Genomic DNA, 20,772 nt, shown 5'->3' with positions numbered 1-20,772 from the left:
TGGCTGCCCGGCCGCACCTGTCCGTCCCGGCGCGGCTCCGGCCCTGGGGGTGATGTTCCGGAACTGCGCGTCCCCGTCCGACGGCTGGGGGTTTTCGATCGTCCGCCGACAGTCTCTCCCGAACCGGCACGTCACCGATCGCGGAGTTCTGGCGAACGGACGAGGTGATCCTGGAGTCGGGTGTGGCGGAACTGGTAGACCTCGCCGGCCTGGCGCAGTACACCTTGTTGGTGGGCGTCTTCCAGAAACGCCATCACCCTCCATGGAAGCCGTCCGGTCAGCGGCAGCCAGATGCGCGCGAGGGCCACCCACTGACCCCACGCGGTCAGACCGGGCACGGCTCCGATCCCGGCCCCGAACGCGCAGAGGAACCCGCCCCTGACGGCAATGACGGGGGTCCATACGAGCGTGACGCCCCACAGAGAACCGTGCAGAAGTTTGAAGGTGACCCAGCCCCCAAGCCCGGACAAGAACCCGAACAAAGACCCGAACATGAGTAGCTGCATGAGTACGGTCTTACGGCTTGTCTTCCGCAGGTCGCGGGGGCCGGGGGCGGATTCGACGCCGATGGGAGCTTCACACCAGGCCATGAGCCCTCCCGCGATCCCGCCCCCGAGCGCGAACGTGGGCCCGAAGACGACCGCCTCCCACAGCCCGAGCGCGAGCGAGCCCGCGTTCCCGGAGTACACCGAATTCACCGGCCTGGTCATGAACCCGATCCCGACCCCGGCCACGAGCCCGGCAATGAACCCGATCCTGGCCCGCCCAAGGATCTCGGGGACGGACCTGGCATCCGACGGCTACCTCCCGCTGCGGATGTCGATCTGTACACGTGACGGCTCCAGGGCCGTGCCCTTGAACGCGACCCCGATGCCGTGCGCGAGTGCGAAGACCAGCGCGGCCGGGAGCCCGATGTCGCGCACGTCCATGCGCCCGACCTGAACTCCGCTGGCGGGCCAGGACATCCGCCAGGGTGCGGGTCCGACGACGTAGGCGAGTGTGTAGATGACCCAGTCCACGAGCCAGGCCATGAGTCCGATGCTCGCCCCGGACACCAGTCCGATCACGGTCAGGCGCGACAACGGGTGCATGCTGGTGCCCAGCTCCCACCACGCGAGGTCGGGTTTGCGCCGCTGCTTGAGGTGGCCGGCGAGGTAGCCGAACCAGCGGGAGACCCGTCCGGAACCCTGGTCCCGGTCCTCTTTGGACCACCGGCGTGAAGCCTTTCGACCGGGCTGAGGGGGCGGCTGCGGACCACTTGGATAGACCGACGGAACCAGCGCGTGCAGGAGATGGCGCTCGATCGCCTCAGCGGTCGGGAAGCTGCACGGATTGGTGAGCCTGACGGGAAGCCTGTCCGGGGCCGGGCGTTCATAGACGACGCGGCACAGCCACAGCAGCAACGGAACCGACAGCGCCCTGGCCACGGGGCTGAAAGGGCCCCGGGTCAGCGCGTCCGCGAGCGGCTGCCAACGGGCCAGATGTTGAGGAGTGGCGCACTTGAGCAGGTACCCCGACGCTTCCTGGGCGGTCAGAGGATCGGCCTGGACCACGGCGGCCGAGCGCAGCACGGAAGCAGGGCCGATCGCCTCGGCATAGTCCTTGGTCCGGCACGTCAGCACCAGGGAGCCACCGGCCGCGAGGGCGGAATTGAGCTTCAGCAGCGCTTCCGGCCTGTCGGCGGTGGGCAGTTCGTCCAAGCCGTCGAGTACCGGCAGGATGCGCTGGTCCTGGACGAGGATGCGGACCGTCTCGGCGCTCAGGTAGGGATACTCGCGCAACAGCTGCTGCTCCAACCAGGTAGCCAGGTGCTCCACCCTCGGCCGCGAGGAGGCGAGCGACAGCAGGACCGGGGCAGGAGCCCCCTCTCGCATTCGCTGCAGCAACTCGATCACCAGCAACACGGCCAGGGTCGTCTTGCCGCTGCCCGCTCCGCCCAGCACGACCAGCCGCCGCTGCCGCAGCAGCAGGAACGCGCAGGCGAAGGAGCCCAGATCCGCAGCACTTCCCTCGATGGGATTCCCCGTCAGGCGGAGGTGATCCCCGGACTCCCTGCTGGACCTCGCGTGCCACCGAACGGGAATCGGCTCCGGGTCCAGCAGACCGCGCAGAGCGGCCTCCTGCCGCCACTGCGCCAGCACCACTTTCCCCAGCTTCTGCGCAGCCGTCTCCACCGGATCGGGAAAACGCACGGTGAAGTAGTTGTTCTGGACGTTGTGGTCGCCGGACGTCCACGCGGACGCGGCATTGAAGAAATTGCCCGACGTACCGCCGGGCACCGGAGTGGTCACCGGGGCCCGAAGTGGTTGTCCTGTTGGTTGCGGTCACCGATCACGAACGCGGTCGGCCCCTCGAAGGTGTTCCCGCTCACCATGTACCCGCCGAGGCCGGGGTCGACAGCACTGGAGCGTGCCTGGACCTCATCCACGGCTTGCTGCAGTCTCTCGGCGAATACGGGGTCGCCCTCGGCCGCGTCCTCCAACGCCAGCTCCAGCCGCTTCCGGGTGCGCTCGGTTGGCTCCGCCAGGCCGCAGGCAGCCTCCTGCGCCACGCGCTCCAGCGCCGGATCGGAGCTCAACCGGGCGGCCACCACGTCGTGCACATCGGCACCGCCGTTGCCTACGACGCGAGCACGATCACCATCGTTGAGGGCAACACGAACACGAGCGGCAGCGCGGAGGGGACGGCGTCTACCGAGTCGCCGCAACCGTCAGGCGCTGCGGGCGGAGCACCTGTTGGACTCCCCTTGGTGTGATGGGTCGTTGGGGTCCATGACCCGCATCGCGTACGCGACAAAGCGGGCGTTGTGGTGATCGGTGCCCGCGAAATCCATGACGAGCCGGTGGCGTTGCGGGGCGGTGTGCGGAGCCGCAATCACGTTCCTGGTGATTCCCATCCTGGGCTGCCGGAGGATTCGGCGGGCGACGGCACCGGCCGATAGCGAAGGGCAAGGGCCCGGACGGACAGTGTTTCGTCCGGGCCCTTCGCCGCATCTGGGGGCGCTGAGCGGGTCAGGGGGTAGGCAAGCTGCCCTGTGCCCTTCTTTCTCCTACTCGGTTCAGAAAAAGAAGGACTTGGACCCCGGCTGCCCACCGCACATCATGCAAGGCGCCTGGCCATTCAGGTTGTTGGTGCGCATCTCAGCCCCACAAAACGCGGTTCGCCAGGAAAACGCCCGGCGGCTCACCAGGTGCCCGATGCCGTGGGGGCTGGTGTCGAGCTTCCTCTACGGCGCGGTTTGCGCTCCTGTGGCGCCGACGTGCCGCTCCTGTTTGGCAGATGGAATCCGCCAGAAGATATGCCGCAGCGCGGGACGTCTTCGAACTGGTTACTTTTCCGCGATCGCCTAGAGAGAGATGGGGCAGCCGATGATGGGGAGGCAGTGGTCGTGGGCGTGGTGGTGATGGTGATGGTGCCCGTCGTCCCTGAGTGACTGCGCCTGGGCGGGCGCGATGAGCCCAAGAGTGAGGAGTGCACTTGCCGCCGCGATGGTCGTTATTCGGCGAAGACGCGTCATGGCTTGTTCCTCCTTGGCGGAATTCAGCGGCACCTGTAGAAAGGCGCGCTAGGGGCTACGCATTCACACAAAGGTACCCGTTTGGCGGATGATGCCGTCAAAAAGCTGGTCCGTTCGCGTGAATCGCACACACCCTCAGCTGCGCTCCCGTTGGCGATGCGGCCCCCTGGCGGGGGTCAGGCGGCCGCTCACGGGCATGAGAGAGCCCGGCGGGCGGCTTCTGGTCGAGGGGCTTGGCCAAAGGGCCGCTTGTTCGCCCTTGGCGGGTGTTTGTCGCAGGCCCCAGTCGATGCCACTGGAAGCAACTGAGCGCGGCCCTTGGCGGCCGGTGAGCGAGTGGAGAGACCCGTGGCATCACTGAACCCGACGGGCCGGTCCGGGAGCGGTTCTACGTGGCCCCCCAGAGCGGCGCCAAGGGGCCCGGCGTGACGACCGGGCCGGCGCCATCGACTGTCGCGCGGATTGACGGTGAAGTTGTCTGCAGGGCAGGTGCGACGAATTCGTACTGGGTGACGTCAGCTCCTGGTGTCAGGCCCCGTGGTGTCGGCGCACCTGCGGGGCCCTGCGGGGCCGCGTGCGTATCAGGTTTTGTCGGTCCGCTCTGGGAAGATCGACCCATGGCTGAAAGCTTCGCGACACGGGAGATCGACGTCAGGACCGGGTCACATGAGACGGTCTACGACCTGACACGAGAGTGCGAGTCCTTCCTGCGGGACGTCGCCCAGGGCCGGGACGGACTGCTGAACGTCTTCACGCCGCACGCCACTATGGGTGTGGCGCTCCTGGAGACCGGAGCGGGCAGTGACGAAGACCTGTTGTCCGCCCTCCACGATCTGCTTCCGGCGGATGACCGTTGGCGACACAAGCACGGGAGTCCCGGTCACGGTCGTGACCACGTTCTTCCTGCGCTCGTGCCGCCACACGCCACGCTCCCGGTGATCGGGGGCGAACTCGCCCTCGGCACCTGGCAGTCGGTGTGCCTCGTGGATACCAATAAAGACAATGTCAACCGTCAGGTTCGACTGAGCTTCCTGGGCTGAGCAAGATCGTCCTGGGGGTGGCCGCCAAATCTCAGTGCGCAACCGGGAGCGGCGTTCTCCGGCCTCGGCCATGGCCGGCTCAGCCACTGAGGCCGTCCGGGCCGCCGGACCGTGGTCCCCGACCGGGAGTTCCGGTCCGGCGGCGGGCTCCGTTCAGTCCTCAGGCCGCTCGGACGCCAGCAGCTCCCGGAGTTCGTCCATCGCCTCCCGGAGCCGGTCGGCGAACGTCCGCATCTGCGCAGCGACCGCCATCGGCGTGCTCAGGTAGAGGTTGAACCGCTCGGGAAGCAGCACATAGGCGACACCGATGCACTGGCTGCTGGTCGACCCGAAGCCGAAGTACTGGATATTGACGGACGGCGCGGAGCTCGTGCTCAGGTAGTCGTCCCGCATGGTCAGCCAGCCCGGCGTCCGGTACAGCGCGGGCTGCTCGGTCACCCCGAGCTCGGCTCCGCGCCTGCGCTGGATCAGCTCCAGCTCCCACAGGTGCTGCTCCGGAACCTGCCCGGCCTGGCACGCCTTCGCGCGCGCCACATGGGCCTCGGTGGCTGCCCGGAACGCGGCGCGCCGGGCGTCCGCGTCCGCTGCCGGGTCCTCCATCGCCGACACGAAAGCCACCATCTCGGTGGTGACGACGCGCATCGCCTCGGTCCGCCCGTGCCGGTACTGCCGGGTGGCGATCGACTCGTACGTGGCGCCCAGGTGCCCCTTGGCGCGCTGGTGGGCGAGCTGGTAAGCGGCCTGGACGAACGCGTCCGGCGAGACCCCCAACACCTTGGCCGTGCTGCTGCCGAAGTCCGCGAACGACAACGTGCTGGTCGCCGTGTTCTCCCCGTACGCCGCGAACGCGTCGGAGGCGGAGCGCACCTGGGCCCGCAGCGAGTCGTCCAGTTCGAAAACGATCGGCTCCAGCGCCGGCAGCCCCTGGGAGCGGGCTCCAGACTGCCGGGACTGTCCTTCGGCCGGGGTATTGAGCAGGGCGTCGGTGAAGGTGAGGATCGTGGTTCCGTCCAACTCGCAGTGCTCGACGTTGATGCCCGCCCGTCCGTCGGCGAAGACGACGAATGACACGGCCTTGTCGAACCAGCGGTTGCCGCGGTCGCCGTACAGCAGCTGGTCACAGGCGTCCTGGACGTCCGCGGGGGCGAAGTCCTCCAGAACGACGCAGAACAATGCGTTCTCGACACCGTCGAGGGCGTCGGCGTTGCGGGGGTGGCAGGCGAGAAGGGACTCCCGGGCGGCCGCCCACTCCGCGCGGGCCATGGTGGTGAGGTGGCCCACCGAGGTGTCCGTGTCGGCCGGGTCGGCACCGGCCTGCATCACGGCGCGCAGCCCCGCCTCGATGTCATCCAGGCTGTGCGGGACACCGTCCGGACCCAGCACGTCCAGCCGGAACATGCCGCCCCGGAAGAACACCACGATGTGCCGGGCCTCGGACGGGCCCGGCCACTCCTTGGTGTAGGGGGCGCGGACGGTGTCCTGCTGCGCGCCGGGGATACGCGTGGTGGAGAACAGAAACTTGTTCTGCACCATCGACTGGGGCGCTCCGCGCTGCACCACCGGTGGAATCAGCCCCTGATCGAGCTGCCGCTTGTAGTTGAGGGCCCCGGCGACGAGTCCGGCCGCCCGCTCCACCTGCGCCTGGTCGGAGTCCTGGAACAGGAAGAAGAAGTTGGCGTTGAGCGCGATCCGGTCCCGGCGGCCCAGGTATCGGTACGGCCAGAAGGTGTCGAGCCAGCTGTGCACGCCGTCCGCGGCGTCGTATTCCTCCAGCGCGGCATGCAGCACCCGGCCGGGGCCACCGGGTCGGAGAAAGGCGGCAACCTCCGCCTCGGTCGCCGACCGCTCGTCGGCGGTCAGCAGCGGCGTACACCAGGCGAGAAACCTCTCGCAGCTCGCCTCCAGCGTAGGCAGCGGCACGCGCGGGAGGCTGTCCTCCTGGGCGAAGGTCGCGTTGCCTGACGCATCCTGACTGGTCTTCAACTCTGTTCTCGATTCGGGTCGTTGGTACCTGATGTCGTACGGCCGGGAAAGGTAGAGCTGTGCGTACAGCCAGCCTTCTGCCTCCAGGCCCCGTGGATCCACCCCTGCGGCCGACATACTGTCGAGTACGAGCGCCTGCTCCTGCGCGGAGGCGAACCGTCGCTGTCTGAACACCTCGTCGACGCGGACGGTCCGGTAGCCCAGACTCGCCAACGTGCGCTCGACGGAGTCGAACGGGAACATCCGCAGCACGAAGTGCGCCATCCAGGGACGGCGGCTGCCCTGCGCCCGGACGACTCGCGTGAGCGTCCGCTCGGTGACGTAGCCGACGCAGCCCGTCGAGATCATCAGGTCCGTACCCGAGAGCTGGGCGCGCTGTCGCGGTGTGGGTTCGTGCTCCTCCAGGTCGGCGTGCACCACGTTGTCGAGGAACCCGGCCTCAAGAGCGTAGGACAGCGCGCTGCCGGAGGTGTCGAGGCCCACGAAGCGGATCGCTTGCGGGGGTTGGCGCGACCGAGCCAGCTCCCGGTCGCGGGCCAGCAAAGCCTCGCGGCTCTCACCCGCACGCTCCTCGCCGCGGTAGCGCGCGTACAGCTCGTCCATGGTCGCGTCGTACTTCAGCAGGGCGGCGTTGATTCCGTACGAGCAGCCGATGTCCAGCACCTTCGGTACCGCGACGTGCCGGGACTCCCGGTACTCCGTGATGATCTTGGCGAAGTAGGGCTTGGCCTGCTGCGGAACGCCGTAGTCGAGCGGGCGCAGCACCCTGAAATAGGCGCGCGGATCGGGCTGGTCGTAGATGTGGGCGAGTGAGACTTTTCCGGTCACGTCGAAACGCACAGGGCTTACTCCTCCGTGGGATCGCGCAGGGGGAAACGGCCTACGGCTACTACGCGTTTCGCCGCCCGCTAGTCCAGGAGCCGGTCGCCGCGGACTGCCCGGCCCTCGGCCGCCAGGTGCTCGGGCAGCACCCGGCCGAAGAGCTGCCGGGTCCGTTCCACGCTCCCGATGACGCCGGGGCGCTCGCTGTAGGCGAATATCGCGGAGTGGCGCGCGACCTCGCCGCGCACCGGGTTCACTCGGTGCAGCGAGTAGCGCCCTTTGAACAACTGCAGGTCACCCGGTTGCAGGGGGAGGCGCTGGGTCAACCGCTCGCCTCGGCCGTCCACTACGTCCCGGACGTCGTCGAAATTCTCGTCCTGCGCGGTCCGAATGTTCGGGCAGTACTCGAAGACGCCGCCGGCCTGCGCCTGCTGGGTGAGCATGCTCACGGTGAACTCGTTGGTGTCGAAGTGCCAGGGGTGCTCCATGCCCGGCGCGATGACGTTGAGAACCAACCCGGAGAGCGGGTCCGCCAGTTCGTGCAGCTCCGGCAGTTCGAAGCAGCGGGCGATGAAGTGCCGGAACACCATGTCGGAGTAGAGTTGGCTGATGAGGGAGTCCGCGGGGATGCGGTCTCGCGCGACGAACGCGTTACCCCGCTCGAAGGTTTTCCGGCCCGGATGGTCCTCCGGCAGTGCCGAGTCCACTGCGATGTTGTAGACGTTCACCGTCTCGACGTCGTGGTGCGCCCGGGGGGCGATGGCCGAGCACTCCTGCCGCAGCACATCGCGCAGCGACGGGCGGATGAAGTCCGGCAGCACGGTGCAGCCGAGAGTCAACAGGTCGCGCCGGGCACGGGAAACCACGTCCTGTCCCCGGGAGCTCGCGAGTTCCGACAGGGGATACCGGGCCGTGTCGACTACCTGATCGAGCGTCAGGGCTTCCAAAGAGCGCATTCGATCCTCTCCACATGCGGGCCGCCCCTCTCGCCGGCCCGCGTTTCCGCCTCCTACGCACACACGGGACGAGCGACGCGATCCGTGCGGTTGGCCGGACCTCACTCTCGACTTTTCAGTAACCCCGCTGGCAGGAAGGGCACTTGAAGTTCCCACAGTGGCGCCGTGTTGTCTGTGACGCGTCACACTGCCCAACTGGGCGCTCCAGCAGGCCTTCGCTGGTTCGGCACGGGCCGCCCCTCGCGCAGGAGCCGTCGCCCGCGCCGCCGAGGCGGGACAGGTCGATGGACAGCATGGGCGCTCGAGTCGAACGCCACGGCGCTCGGCGCGTCGAACATGCCGGCCAGATCGCCATGCCCGAGGCGGCCGGACAGCCCGCCGAGCGCGGCATCGAGCCGCTCGTGCGGAGCTGATCCACGAGCGGCTCAGGCACTCGCGGGAAGGCCGCGCAGACGATGACGGCGTCGTACGGGGCACGGGTCGGCATCCCGAGGGTCCCGTCGCCGAGGACGACCTCGGCATTGCCGACGCCCTGCCCGGTCAGCCGCAGGCGGGCCTATCCGGGGCGGCCGGGCGCAAGGGGCGACCCGTAGCGTGCTGACGTCGCCGCCGTTCTTGATGTCTGGCTGCAATCCCCGGAAGTCCCGAAGGGTGACTGTCAACACTGCATTGGGTCCGACGGGCTGTTCGACCTGATCCACGTCAAGCTGCTCGCCACAGGGGCAGGCGGGCGCGGCAACTGATGCCGTTTGCGTGAGAGGGGTAATCGACCCGGCCCTTCCGATAGGGCGTGATTCGGCCAAAATGCTGGGCTCTTCTCTGGGGCATGCTGCATCGGCAGTAGAGGTCTTATCGAGGTATCCGCAGTAAGTGAGCCTATGGCGCCACAAGTTACTGTCGGGTGAATGGGAAGGGGTGCATCCGCGATTCTCGCCATGCCTTGTGGATCCGGCAACATCCGCAGCTTCAAGCATGTCTAGTGACGCCATGAATGATCTGGGGGGCGAACGGAACGTATGGGCCGACGAAGGGCTCACACGCAGGCTCAAGGCTCTGGCCTGTACAGCGCCCTTGCACGACCTCGACATTCGCAAGGTGAAACTGCCGTGGCTGGACGGCTCTCAGTACCAGATGGCCGAGGTGGCTCTGCAGATCATCGATCACGTGGCCATTGCGATGGACTATGACACAGGTGCGAACCGCGAACAGGTCCTGCTCAGGGCCGGGGGTTTCGTCGGATGGCAGGCGCCTGACCGCACGACCGACGAGCACACACGCGTCGCCGGATGGGTGCTCGACTCCCTGATCAACGTACGGGACACGGACAGGGGCTTCCGCCGCTTCTACGGAGAGGTGGACGGCGTGGGCGCGTACGCGCTGAGGAAGTGGGACTTCAAGCTGATCGAAGAGCGTTCGGACAGCGACGGCAACTTGTATCTGCGTGCTTCCAACGAGGCGTTGAACGTTCTGGTCGGCGCGTTGGATACAGATGTGGAATCAGCACAGATCGCCGCCGAGGTGAGGTTGCGCAACCTCATCGGTAGGGGGCGGCTGGCCGATGCGAAGGCCGTGGCCGAACAGGCCCGTATCCGCACCATTCAGTACGCGGAGATCATCCGCGCCCAACTCGACGCCACTAGCCGGAATGTGACGACCGTTGACTGGACCGACGAGGTACCGGACCTCCTCAACGACGCTCTTGATCACGTCGACCATCGGCTCCAGGAAGAGTCCGCGATCGCTCGGTCCGTTTCCATCGAGCGTGACCAGTCCGAGGACCCCGTCCGCAGGAGACAGGCCGCCGACCTGGTCGACATCGTGGAGGACTGCATTCGCCGGCACACTCGGCTGCAGATCCGTTTGCGCGGTGCTCGCACGCTCTTCCTTGACGAACAGGATCGCCAACAGTTCGCCGGCACCGCCCTCAGAGCTTCGGTGGACGTGTACGGCGACCTCCTTCAGCCGGTGCTCGGGCTCACGCTGGCAGATGCCTTCCACCCGGTGCGCTCCTTCTACGAGCAGTCCGTAGGGCCGACGGCGAATGACCAGCTCTGTCTGGCCACGCTGGTTCCTGCGTTGCTCGCCCCGTCACCCGAACGAGCCCGGTTCACGGGCGAGGAGGAGGAGCCGGAGCTCGTCCCAGTCGTGGAAGTGCGCGGATACACCGGCGAGCAGCAGCGCGTGGCCGAGTCTTTGCTCGATCTGGCCGACGATGCACGGCCGTTGTCAGAGCTGCTGGAGGAGGCCGCCGCGTTCGATCCGGAACTCCCCGGCCTGCTGGCCTTGTTAGCACTGCGGGCCTTCAGTCCGCAGTTGGGGGCGGCGTTGAGCGAGAGAGCCGACCGCGTCCTGCTCGCCGTATCGGCAGGGATCCCCTTGAACAGCCAAGGATTCGAGGGTGACGACTTGTTGCTGACGTCCGCGGCATTCGATCGTGCGGCTCTGGACGCCGACCGGTTGGAGAGGAACAGCGGACGATCATGACCATCGAGACCATGGCCGAGGACGCGGAGGCCGCGGGCAGACTCATCGGCTACGGCTTCAGGCCCAAGATCCGACCCGCGCGTGACAGTGCCTACGCGACGCTCGTTAAGCGCTATGCCGAGGATCCGGACTTCGAGACGCTCGTCACCCGGTACGCGGCGGGAATGGGGCTGAGGGTCATCGCGGTCACCTCGCGTGCCGGCATGGTGCACACCGCGCTGCCGGGGTCGGCCTTCGAGACTCGGATGGACCAGTACGCCCGGCACGTGCGGATGCGGGAGAGCCGGGAGGCCGAGCGCATCCTGTACGGCATCACGCACCTGGCTGTCGCGGCCCTGGCCTTCCCCCGGCCCGAGGATTTGGCCGACGACGGCTACCAGGGCAAGGTCCGGGTGTCGTCCATCGACCGGCTCGTGCGATCGGTGTGTCGAGTGCTGGCGGAACGCGTCGCCGAGAGCGAGGAGTCGCAGGATCCACCGGCTCAAGCTCCGGAATTGGAGAGGGCCTGGCGGGCCTACGAGCGCCGACCCGAAGTTGCCCCCACCAAGGGTGGGCGATCAGGGACATCGGCCACGCGCAGCCTCATAGGCCGGGCTCTCGCGCACCTTGTCGACCGCGGAATGTTCCACCAAGGCAGGGCCGACTCCGAGGACGGGGAGAAGATCTTCGTCGCCACCCACCGCTATCAGGTCCATGTGCGCGAGCTGGCCAGCACACGTGCCTATGAGGAACTGACCAAACTCGGGGTGCTGCCGGCCATTGCTGGGACCGGGAGGCCCCGGATCACCCGCACCGAGACGCTGTACGACTAGGAGAACCGCGCCATGTACGAGCTATCCCGCGTCCGGCTGAGAACCGTCGGACCGGCCGGTGCCCGCTTCCATGATGTCACCCTGGACCTCGGTGGCGCGGGACGTCCGGTGGATGCCGAGCAGGGAGCTCTCTTCGACGCCACCGCCACGACCTACCGGCCCTCGCCCGCAAGCCTGGTCCTGCTGGAGAACGGGGGCGGCAAGTCCGTTCTTCTCAAGCTCGTCTTCTCCGTCGTCCTTCCCGGGCGTCGCCACACCGTGGGCACGACCAACACGCGCGTCCTTGAGAAGTTCGTTATGCCCAAGGACGTGTCCCACATCGTTCTGGAGTGGATGAACCCGCTCACCGGCGACCTGCTGATCACCGGCAAGGTGCTGGCCTGGCGCAACCAGGTCGCCTCCGAAATCTCGGACAACCTCAGCGAACGCTGGTACTGCCTGCGGCCCAGTGACGAGATCAACCTTCGGAACCTCCCGATGGCGGTCGGTACGAAGTCGTGCACTCTGGACACATACCGGGACGAGCTCCAGGAGGCGTACGCGGCAGACCAGAGCCTGGACCTATACTGGACACGGCATCAGGGCGACTGGACGAGTCGCCTGCTGCTGCTCGGCATCGACCCTGAACTCTTCCGATACCAGCGGGAGATGAACGTCGACGAAGGCGAAGCGGCGAACTGGCTCAAGCTCGATTCGGACGTGAAGTTCGTCGACTTTCTGCTGCGGGCAATCGTCAGGTCCGAGGAAATGGACGACCTGGCGGCGCTGGTCTCCGAACATGTGGAGCGGCTCGCGGGCCGTGGGTTGCTCCTCACCGAGCGGGACTTCGTCGCCGGCGCGCTCGATCTCCTGGGCCCGATCGTAGAACTGGCCGAAGCGGCCCGGCTATCGCGGCGCCGAGCGGAGCAGGCCGCCCGTGACGTCGCGGAACTGGGCGGACGGCTTCGGGTGCGCGCGCTCAACGAGCAGGACGTGGTTCTCGGGCAGCGAGCAAAGGTCGTCAAGTCGCAAGAGAAACTTGATGAGCTAACGCGCGCCGCTGATCACGCCGAGGCGATCGTGGCCGAACTGAGGTGCCATCTAGCCGACTTGAACCACAAGAGAGCCCAGCGGGAGCTGACGGTAAGCGAGAACGGACTGTCCCAGACCCAAGCTCTCGTCGACGCGTGGCGAGAGACCTCGACCGTGTATGAGTACGACGACAGCATCGCCCAGGTCAAGGCGCTGACCGATCTCATCGGCGCAGAGGAAGAGAAGGCGCGCCCGGCGCTGGAAGAGCGCGACATCGCGGCCCGCTGCCTTGCACGCAGCCTGTGGGCGACGGCTGACGAAGCTGCCCAAACCGCCTCCGACGAGCTGAAGCGGGCTGCGGCGGGGGAAAAGGAGAAGAGCGCGGCACAAGGGCGTGCTCGCGCGGCGCACCGGGACGCCACGAAGGCCGAACACGAGGCTGCCCAGTTCGACCAGTGGATCACACGTCTGCGTGAGGACGTCGAGGCAGCCGTCGCCGATGGTCTGCTGCATGACGCCGCCGCATTGCCCCGTACCGTGGAGACCGTTCGGGAAGGACGCGACAACGCAGCCCAGCGCGTCACGGATCTGGAACAAGAATGGGCGGAACTCGCAGATCGAGAGGCCCTCGCGCAGGAGGAGTTACGGAAGGCCGAGGCGGAGGCAGGAGAGCTGCGTGGGCGTCGTGACGGTCTCACCGCCCGCCTGGACGAGGTCCGCACACAAACAGCGCGCTTGGAGGCGACCCCCCGGCTCGCCGCGCTCCTCGACGTGCCGCACATCGACCTCGAACGCGACGTCACCTCGCTCCTGGGCGCGCTGAGCACCGCACGCGGTGAGGCCGAACGAGAACGGATCGAGCTGAAGGTCGCCGAGTCCGTCGACGAACAGGCACGCCTCGCCCTGGCCGCAGGCGACCTCCTGCCGCCCGCCCAAGTGGTCTCCGACGCCTGTAAGGCCCTTGAGGACGCAAAAGTGGTCGCGGTCCCGGGGTGGCGCTACCTCTCGGCCTTCCCCGACGCCGACCGACGACGAGACATCGTGGAGCGACTGCCGCACCTGGCCGCGGGTATCCTCCTCCACGATCCTGGCGACATCGACCGGGCCCGGGAAGTACTCACGGCACTACGTCCCCAGCCGACCGTGTTCGTGTCGATTTCGACAACCAGGACCTTCACCGACCCCGAGGCGGAACTGACAGACGGCGTTGAGGCGGTGATCCCGCCCCACCCCGCGCTATACGACGTGGACGCGGCGGCCGCCGAGCACGAGGCGATCGACGCTCGGTACGCCGTACACAGCGCCCGGGCCGAGGAGCTGGCTACCCGCATTGAGCAGGACGGCAGCCTGACCTATGCCCTCACGGACTGGCGGACGCGCTACCCGGAAGGCAGCATCACCGCACTGACCGAAGAACACGCGGGTGTGGTGCGGGAGCACACAGCCGCCGAAGCGAAGGTGGTCGAATGCCAGGAAGTGCTCCGGACGCTCCAGGAACGGCGGCAGAACGTCAAGGAGGAGCTCCCGCCCCTGCGTGAGACTCGGGACTCGCTCACCAAACGGTTGGAACGTCTCGGGGAACTCGCCGACCGTCACGGCCACCTGGCGGAATGGACAGAGCAAGCCTCGGTCGCGAAGGAGAGGATGCGGGAGCGCCAGGAAGCCGCCGGGAAAGCAGAGGAGGAGGCCGCTGAGCTGCAGAAGCTCGTCACCGAGCATCAACGCAGAGCAGACGAACACCGACGCACCGTGCGTATCGTCAACGACGAACGGGCCAAGCTACCCGGAAGCGAGGACGTCCGCCGATCCGACCCTGTTCCGGAACTCTCCACAGCCTTGCTGCGGAGCACGTACGACCAGGCCGCAGCGCGATACCTGAGAGTCCAGGTCGGGAGCGACCTGTTGGAAGAGTGTGAGCGAGCCAACGAACGTGCCAGCAAAGCGAAAAGAGCCTACTTCGGGCTCTCCAAGGAACTCCGCGACAGGGCGGCCGTACTGCTGAAGAGCCCCGAGGGTTCCGACGAAGCCGCACGAGCGACGGCGCTGGAGAGCGCGGTCCACGCGGCGAAGGAAGCCGAAACCGGGGCACGGAAGGCAGCAGTGGCCGTGTCCCGCTGTGCGGACGAACTGACAGCTGCGAAGGATCGCGTGACGACCCGAGTAGAGCTTCCCAAGTACCCGGCCGATATCGAGTCCTGCACCGAAGCCGTCGATGAAGCAGGCCGCCAGCAGACGTCGAGCGCTCGCAAGGTGACGGACCACCAGGAAGTGCGTACGCGGCTCGGACATCAACTGGAGGGTGCCGAAACCTCGGCGAAGGCCTTCCAGTTCATCGTCGACGGATTCACCACGGACCTGCCCGAGGGCGACAGCGACGCTGCCGGCATCGCGCCCTATGAAGGGAACGCGGACACGGCCCAGGACCTCGTCACCCGGCTGACCAAGGAACGTACGACCTGCGAAACGAATGCCCGCACTGACGAGCAGACCCTGCGTGCGGCTACGGAGAAGATCACGCACCACACCGCTGCCCAGGAGTTCAAAGACCTGCACGTCCGCGTGCAGACACAGATTCGTATCGCGGGTTGGGAAACGGTGGCGGCTCGCTCCACAGAGTGGTCCGACGCCCTCAGGCCGCGGCTGCGCGCCTTGAACGAGGAGATCGACCAGACAGAGCGACACCGCACACTGATCGTGCGGAACCTCAAAGCCCAGGTAGACAAGGCATTGGCCTCGTTACGTCAGGCGCAGCGGATGTCACGGCTGCCGGCGAGCCTGCACGACTGGGCCGCTCAGGAGTTCCTTCGTTTCCGCTTTACCCCGGCACAGGACGACACCGCGCACCTGCGCATCGGCGAGGTCATCGACGAGGCGGCGAAGGGCCATACCGCGGATGGGCGGACGGTGCGCAGGGACGGGATGTCACTGCTGCTCGCGGGGGTGAGGGCGGCAGTCCCCAAGGGGTTCCGGATCGACATGCTCAAGCCCGACGCCGTGCTGCGCAACGAGCGCATCAGGGTCTCCGAGATCAAGGACGTCTTCTCCGGCGGACAGCACCTCACGGCGGCCATCCTCCTGTACTGCACCATGGCCGCCCTGAGGGCGAGTAACCGAGGCAGGGAGAGGGACACGCACTCTGGTGTCCTGTTCCTCGACAACCCGATCGGCCGGGCCAACGCAGACTATCTGCTTGCTCTCCAACGCAAGGTCGCCGAAGCGCTGGGCGTGCAACTTATCTACACCACAGGGCTGTCCGACGACGGCACGCTGAAACGCTTCCCTCTCATTCTGAGGTTACGCAACGACGCCGATCTGCGGGCGGGGCGCAAGTATCTCACTGTGACCGACCGGATTCAGGAGGTGATCGACGCATTGCCTGAGCCGGACGGTACAGGCAGCGTCACCACCACCAGAATCTTCAAGCGAGAGACGGAAGACGGACACACGCGTGAAGCACAGACAGAGTGAGTTCATCCGGCACCTGAGAGCTGGTGCCACCGAGGTGGGCTGGAACGGTGCACGCAGGACGCGCGTCGTGCTGGACGACATCTGGACAGCATTCCGAAAGGTGAACAACCGCAACCCGGACGGCGAATACGAACCCCTTCTCATGTCGAGGCTGTTGGACGAACTCGAAGAGCACGGCCTGATCGAGCAGATGAAACAACGTACTCGGGACAAAGTATCCCTGCCTCTCAAGATCTGGCTCTCTGCCACCGCTCCACCGCGACCCGCCGTACCGGCCATGCCGCACTGGCACCCCGACCTCTACCGGCTCGCCCGGGAGTGGCCGACAGCGACTTCGAAGCAGCGCTCCGCGTACGTGGCCGTCAACCGGTGGCTGATGAGCGATCCGGACCTCTTCTCTGTGCCGCTCCGGGAGCGGGCTCTGGAGATCTTCGGAACGTACGGAAGTGAAGCGGATTTTCCCATGCCGGAAAAGACCTTCGACACCCTGAGGTCGGGGCCGATCTTCGGCAACCCCGACCGGCTGCACGCGACTCTGCGTACATTCATGACGCACCCGCCGCTGCTCACGGAGACGTTTCTGACCGAAATCGGTGACGGCTACTATCAGCGTGTCGGCTCGGGAGACATCCTGCTCGTGGTCGAGAACGCGGCCACCTGGTGGTCTCTCGTGCACAGCCTCCCCGACAATCACCGGCTGGGGTACGTCGCCTGGGGACTCGGCGGCACATTCCGCGCATCGGTCAACACGCTCGCGACCAAGCATCGCATCGCGGAGATCCGTTACTTCGGGGACCTCGATCTCAGCGGTATCCGCATTCCGCACGCGGCATCTAGGACGGCCAGCGATCGGGGTCTCCCAACTGTCCAGCCCACTGAGCGTCTTTACGGCGCTCTGCTGGAACTCGGACGCGCACGCGATGCGAAGGAGAAGGGTATCGATACAGGTGAGGCTTGTGCTCTGGCCGAGTGGATGCCCACGGCGTACCGGGCGAAGGCGGTTGCCCTTCTGGCAGCAGGCCAGCGCCTGGCGCAGGAGTGGGTCGGCTACCGGTACTTGACCCGCAACACGGCTTGGCACGCCGACCTCGTTTGAATAGGCCGTCGTGGTCATCCCGAGATGGGATGACCACGGTACCTGCCTGGTGCGCGTAGCGGTCCGGCTAGGCTGGGGTTGCCCTAACGGAGCTTCGCGGATACCAACGGCGACAACCCCAACCGCCGGGTCCGGTTGAGCTTCCTCGGTTAGGGCACCGGGTCAGTGGGACTGTAGAGGCGAAGTCCGGCCGCACCAAACGATCCGCGGAGTGCTCTGGAAGAGGCGTCTCGGAATTGTCGTCCGCAGCGATCGATCCTCTCGCCGGAGGTGAAGGTCCTCACTGGTGGGAGCCACGCGCCAAGAAGCACGGGCGTGGCGGTGCTTACCGTTCCCCCGGCGTCCGTGCGACTGCGTGGGCCTACCCGCAGACTTCCCTGTTGAGATCGACGCGTCGACCGTTCTCGGCTGGCGTGGGATCCATGGACGATCCGTCACGGGCCCTGTCCTGCCAGGGATTCGGCCCGTTCGCGCCCGGCCCGTGCGCGGCAATGGTGGGATGGAACGGGCTTGTGAGAGTCGTAGCGGTAGTACATGCTGATCGCCATGCCGCCGCAACACTCGTATGTGCCCGATCACGGAGCGGCCCTTGCAGAGGTGGGGAAAGTGCGGCGAGCCGGCGTCGTCAGACTGCGTGACCGCGACGTGCCGGTGCTCGATCAGGTCGCCCATGATCTTCCCTGGGAAGGCGGCGAGTTGCAGGGGGACCGGTCGAGAAGGTACTGCGGCTTGCCGTCTCCCGGATGGGCGGGGGCACTTTACAGACTGCCGCCGAGTAAAGCCTCGGTCTCGACCAGGGCACCCGGGACTGGTCGGCTGCCGATCGGCGCAGACGCGCCGCCCAGGAGTACGGGGTGAGTGTCGAGCGCTTCCGCAAGCACCACGAACTCATGGTGCTGGGGCAGGTCGCGGAGGAGATCGTGCGGGCCGCCGGGTGCACCGTGCCGCTCCCCGCCGTCCCGGTCCCGTCCGACCGCATCCAATCTGCCCACCGGTTCTTGAACGTCCGGATGCGCCACCGCACATGCTCCGTTACCGTGCACGTCCACTCCGTCGACCTGCTGCGCGACATCGACGTCGTCGTCTCCCCCTCGAACACGTACTTCGCGCTGCCCGCGCCTTACAAGTCTTCCGTCTCTGCGACCCTGCGCCGCGCGGGGGCGCGTCGGGACCCTGCCGGGGGACTCGTCGAGGACCGGATCCATGACGAGCTGGAGGAATGGATCGTCCGGCACGGGGCCGCCAGCCGGACGGTCCTGCCGGGTACCGTCGCCGTCTCCTCCGCGGGCGCGCTCGACGGGCAGGGCATCCGCCGCCTTTACCACGTGGCCGTGGCCGTGCCCCGCCCCGAGAGCAACGACTACGACGTGCAGCCCGCTGACATCACCAGAGGAGTAGCGCGGGTCTTCGCTCTGCTCGCCGAGGAGGCCGGGCGACACGCCCCCCCCCGCTGCGCTCCGTCTGCCTGCCACTGTTCGGTGCTGGGCGCGGCGGACTCAGCCCGCTCGAGAGCTTCGCAGCTCTGTGGCCCGCGGTCGAGGCCGAACTCGCCCGCGGCGCCAAGTGGGACATCCACTTCGTCGTACGGCGCCACGCTCTCGCCGACCTCCTGGAGCGGCTGCTGGGGCGACTCGCGGAGCGCAACGCAGACGAGCGGGAGCACGAGGCGCACGCGGAGTGCGAGAAGGTCGACGCGGGCAGGGAGGAGCGTTGAAGCCGGTGGGTGCCGTGGGCCCGGTTGGGTCGGACGATCCGTACGTCGTCCTCGCCGCGGCCGCGGCGGGATGGGACCAGGTCGCGGGGCGCCTCGGCGAGGACACCCGCGCCCGGCTGGCTGCACTGCTCGCCGTCGTGCGAGACCCGGAGCGGGAGTCGCCCGTCCGCGCGGCCGCCGCGGACGAGGCTGCCGGGCTGCTGCGGGAGCGGCTGTCCGAGGAGCTCGGGACCGCCGCGCAGGCGCGGCTCGTCGCGGTTCCAGCCGTCCCCGGTGGCCACCCGATGGTGCAGGGCTTCGCGCCCGAGGACCTGGCCGTGCTGCTGATGGACGGGCACCGCATGGTCGGGCCGGTCCTCGGCCCGGTGCGTGAACGCCTGCTTGCGGAGCCGGCTCGGGACGCCGAGACCTTGCTGCGGCACGGCGGCGCCCCCTTCTCACCCGATCTGATCCGGCTGCCGGGCGTGGGCGGGCGGCTGCAACTGCCGAGCTTCCAGTTCGCCGAGGACACCCTGCCCTGGCTGATCGTCCTGGAGGTCTACGCGCTGTTGGCCGCCGACCGCGACCCCTGGGGCGCCGCAGACTGGTGGCTGTCGGTCAACTCCTGGCTGGGCACCAGCCCCTCCCGGCTGCTCGGCACTGGACGCGACCTCCAACTCGCAGAGACGGCACGGTTGTTGGTGGAAGACGTATGGATGGGGGGTGGGTGACGGTGCCCAACTACCGGCCGCCTGAGGCGTTGACCGGCACCCCCGGCAAGGTGGCGCTGGCCCGCGGCACCCTGCTGTACCGCGTCCACGCATCCCACCGCGCCGCCGCCGACTTCAATCCCAGGCTCTCCCACTGTCTCTACGGGGGTGGCCGATTCGACGGTAGGCCCTGCGATCCGTACGGCTATCTGTACGCGGGCCTGAGCGCGGCGGCGGCCGTGTGCGAGACGATGCTGCGCTCGCTGCCCTTCGATCCCTTGGGAGGGCCGCGGCTGCTGCCGCGTCGCGCGGTCGACGGACGTCGGCTCAGTATGTTGCGGCTCACCGCCGATCTCTGCGTCCTCCCTCTGATGACCGCACAGGATCTGGCAGCGGTGCATCAGGACAGCTGGCTGGTGCATGCCGAGGCGCATGAGTACCCGTACACCCGCGACTGGGCGCACTGGATCCGCCACCACACCGAGCCGTGGGCCCAGGGGCTGGTGTGGTCGTCCAAGCGGGAGCCCGGGGACCGGACGGTGGTGTTGTTCGGTGACCGCAGCCCGGTCGGGGCGCTGCGCGCGGATGAGGCGGACGCTGTGGACTTCGACACGACCGAAGAACCCGGAGACACTCCGGGGCTGGGTGAAGAAGCGCCAGAAACAGCACGCGCTGAGCTGACGTGGTCGGCACGGACTGGTCGGCCTCCGGCTCACCAGTGCTGCTGAGTGCCGGGTTGAGGAGCAGGACCGTCTCGGTGCGGCGTGCTTGGGCCGCAAGCCTCCCCCACACACAAGCACACCGTTCCACCGATAGATCGCCGCTGCCCTTCGCCGCGGTCGTTCCTTCCCCCACCCAGCCGCGGTGCCGACGGCAGCCGCACCCCGTCGGCCCGGCGGTGTCGGCGCTTCGTATGCTCGCAGTGCGGGGAACCGGAAGCTGACCACCTTCGGAGGCGAACGACCATGTCGGAACAGCGTGTTGTCCTGGTAACGGGCGGGGGAACGGGAATCGGGGCCGCCACCGCCAGGTTGCTGCGTGCGGCCGGGCACCAGGTCGTGATCTCCGGGCGGCGGCCCGAGCCACTGCGCCGGGTGGCTCAGGAGACCGGAGCGTTGGCCCACCCTTCCGACGCCGCCGACCCCGAGGCCGTGTGCGAGCTCGTCGAGACGACGGTTGA

Annotated in this window: 15 protein-coding genes and 2 pseudogenes; 8 read left to right on the top strand and 9 right to left on the bottom strand. The window is 67.6% G+C overall.

Annotated elements, in window-relative coordinates:
• Positions 1-131 precede the first annotated feature (131 nt).
• The 5 genes from ACO1BR_RS22765 to ACO1BR_RS22745 all read right to left on the bottom strand — a co-directional run bounded on the left by ACO1BR_RS22765 (position 132) and on the right by ACO1BR_RS22745 (position 3,517).
• On the bottom strand, positions 132-506 hold the full coding sequence (locus ACO1BR_RS22765; protein WP_426796924.1) for a hypothetical protein: 375 nt from the start codon (positions 504-506) through the stop codon (positions 132-134).
• Positions 507-800: 294 nt separating this feature from the next.
• A complete protein-coding gene (locus tag ACO1BR_RS22760; RefSeq protein WP_426796923.1) occupies positions 801-2,291 on the bottom strand; it encodes an NACHT domain-containing protein in 1,491 nt (496 codons plus the stop codon).
• Positions 2,288-2,602, bottom strand: a complete 315-nt coding sequence (locus tag ACO1BR_RS22755) for a hypothetical protein (protein ID WP_426796922.1) — start codon at positions 2,600-2,602, stop codon at positions 2,288-2,290. Before ACO1BR_RS22755 ends, ACO1BR_RS22760 begins: the two co-directional genes overlap by 4 nt.
• Positions 2,603-2,710: 108 nt before the next feature.
• On the bottom strand, positions 2,711-2,896 hold the full coding sequence (locus ACO1BR_RS22750) for a hypothetical protein (protein ID WP_426796921.1): 186 nt from the start codon (positions 2,894-2,896) through the stop codon (positions 2,711-2,713).
• Between the two features lie 450 nt (positions 2,897-3,346).
• Positions 3,347-3,517, bottom strand: a complete 171-nt coding sequence (locus tag ACO1BR_RS22745) for a hypothetical protein (protein ID WP_426796920.1) — start codon at positions 3,515-3,517, stop codon at positions 3,347-3,349.
• 617 nt (positions 3,518-4,134) lie between these two features.
• Between ACO1BR_RS22745 and ACO1BR_RS22740 the strand changes: the two genes are divergently transcribed.
• The gene (locus tag ACO1BR_RS22740) at positions 4,135-4,557 is read left to right on the top strand and encodes a YjbQ family protein (protein WP_426796919.1); all 423 of its coding nucleotides are present in this window, start codon (positions 4,135-4,137) and stop codon (positions 4,555-4,557) included.
• 153 nt (positions 4,558-4,710) lie between these two features.
• On the opposite strand, the gene ACO1BR_RS22735 is transcribed toward ACO1BR_RS22740, so the two are convergent.
• From ACO1BR_RS22735 to ACO1BR_RS22720, 4 genes and pseudogenes are all read right to left on the bottom strand, one after another.
• On the bottom strand, positions 4,711-6,540 hold the full coding sequence (locus tag ACO1BR_RS22735) for a choline/carnitine O-acyltransferase (protein WP_426797015.1): 1,830 nt from the start codon (positions 6,538-6,540) through the stop codon (positions 4,711-4,713).
• Positions 6,541-7,448: 908 nt separating this feature from the next.
• Positions 7,449-8,318: a HalD/BesD family halogenase gene (locus ACO1BR_RS22730; RefSeq protein ID WP_426796918.1), complete on the bottom strand. Its 870-nt coding sequence runs from the start codon at positions 8,316-8,318 to the stop codon at positions 7,449-7,451.
• Positions 8,319-8,571: 253 nt separating this feature from the next.
• Positions 8,572-8,743 (bottom strand): annotated as a pseudogene (locus ACO1BR_RS22725) (ATP-binding protein); the annotation flags it as partial.
• 23 nt (positions 8,744-8,766) lie between these two features.
• Positions 8,767-8,862 (bottom strand): annotated as a pseudogene (locus ACO1BR_RS22720) (protein-L-isoaspartate(D-aspartate) O-methyltransferase); the annotation flags it as partial.
• A gap of 443 nt (positions 8,863-9,305) precedes the next feature.
• Here ACO1BR_RS22720 and ACO1BR_RS22715 point away from each other — a divergent pair.
• The 7 genes from ACO1BR_RS22715 to ACO1BR_RS22685 all read left to right on the top strand — a co-directional run.
• The gene (locus tag ACO1BR_RS22715) at positions 9,306-10,802 is read left to right on the top strand and encodes a hypothetical protein (protein ID WP_426796917.1); all 1,497 of its coding nucleotides are present in this window, start codon (positions 9,306-9,308) and stop codon (positions 10,800-10,802) included.
• Positions 10,799-11,614, top strand: a complete 816-nt coding sequence (locus ACO1BR_RS22710) for a hypothetical protein (protein WP_426796916.1) — start codon at positions 10,799-10,801, stop codon at positions 11,612-11,614. The genes ACO1BR_RS22715 and ACO1BR_RS22710 overlap by 4 nt, the downstream gene beginning before the upstream one ends.
• Before the next feature lie 12 nt (positions 11,615-11,626).
• The gene (locus tag ACO1BR_RS22705) at positions 11,627-16,093 is read left to right on the top strand and encodes a hypothetical protein (protein WP_426796915.1); all 4,467 of its coding nucleotides are present in this window, start codon (positions 11,627-11,629) and stop codon (positions 16,091-16,093) included.
• 67 nt (positions 16,094-16,160) lie between these two features.
• Positions 16,161-17,189: a Wadjet anti-phage system protein JetD domain-containing protein gene (locus ACO1BR_RS22700; protein ID WP_426796914.1), complete on the top strand. Its 1,029-nt coding sequence runs from the start codon at positions 16,161-16,163 to the stop codon at positions 17,187-17,189.
• A 1,719-nt stretch (positions 17,190-18,908) separates the two neighbouring features.
• The gene (locus ACO1BR_RS22695; protein ID WP_426796913.1) at positions 18,909-19,613 is read left to right on the top strand and encodes a hypothetical protein; all 705 of its coding nucleotides are present in this window, start codon (positions 18,909-18,911) and stop codon (positions 19,611-19,613) included.
• The gene (locus ACO1BR_RS22690; protein WP_426796912.1) at positions 19,610-20,320 is read left to right on the top strand and encodes an RES family NAD+ phosphorylase; all 711 of its coding nucleotides are present in this window, start codon (positions 19,610-19,612) and stop codon (positions 20,318-20,320) included. Before ACO1BR_RS22695 ends, ACO1BR_RS22690 begins: the two co-directional genes overlap by 4 nt.
• A gap of 237 nt (positions 20,321-20,557) precedes the next feature.
• Positions 20,558-20,772, top strand: a 215-nt coding sequence (locus ACO1BR_RS22685; protein ID WP_426796911.1) for an SDR family NAD(P)-dependent oxidoreductase, incomplete at its 3' end; no start/stop codon positions are given.

This window comes from Streptomyces sp. YGL11-2 (genome assembly GCF_050054615.1).
GTDB lineage: Bacteria > Actinomycetota > Actinomycetes > Streptomycetales > Streptomycetaceae > Streptomyces.
This window is presented reverse-complemented; position numbering and strand designations above follow the sequence as displayed.

Coding starts and splice junctions, on each gene's coding strand:
- ACO1BR_RS22710 (WP_426796916.1), top strand. CDS start 10,799: ATGACCATCGAGACCATGGCCGAGGACGCGGAGGCCGCGGGCAGACTC.
- ACO1BR_RS22715 (WP_426796917.1), top strand. CDS start 9,306: ATGAATGATCTGGGGGGCGAACGGAACGTATGGGCCGACGAAGGGCTC.
- ACO1BR_RS22740 (WP_426796919.1), top strand. CDS start 4,135: ATGGCTGAAAGCTTCGCGACACGGGAGATCGACGTCAGGACCGGGTCA.
- ACO1BR_RS22750 (WP_426796921.1), bottom strand. CDS start 2,896: ATGGGAATCACCAGGAACGTGATTGCGGCTCCGCACACCGCCCCGCAA.
- ACO1BR_RS22765 (WP_426796924.1), bottom strand. CDS start 506: ATGCAGCTACTCATGTTCGGGTCTTTGTTCGGGTTCTTGTCCGGGCTT.
- ACO1BR_RS22745 (WP_426796920.1), bottom strand. CDS start 3,517: ATGACGCGTCTTCGCCGAATAACGACCATCGCGGCGGCAAGTGCACTC.
- ACO1BR_RS22705 (WP_426796915.1), top strand. CDS start 11,627: ATGTACGAGCTATCCCGCGTCCGGCTGAGAACCGTCGGACCGGCCGGT.
- ACO1BR_RS22730 (WP_426796918.1), bottom strand. CDS start 8,318: ATGCGCTCTTTGGAAGCCCTGACGCTCGATCAGGTAGTCGACACGGCC.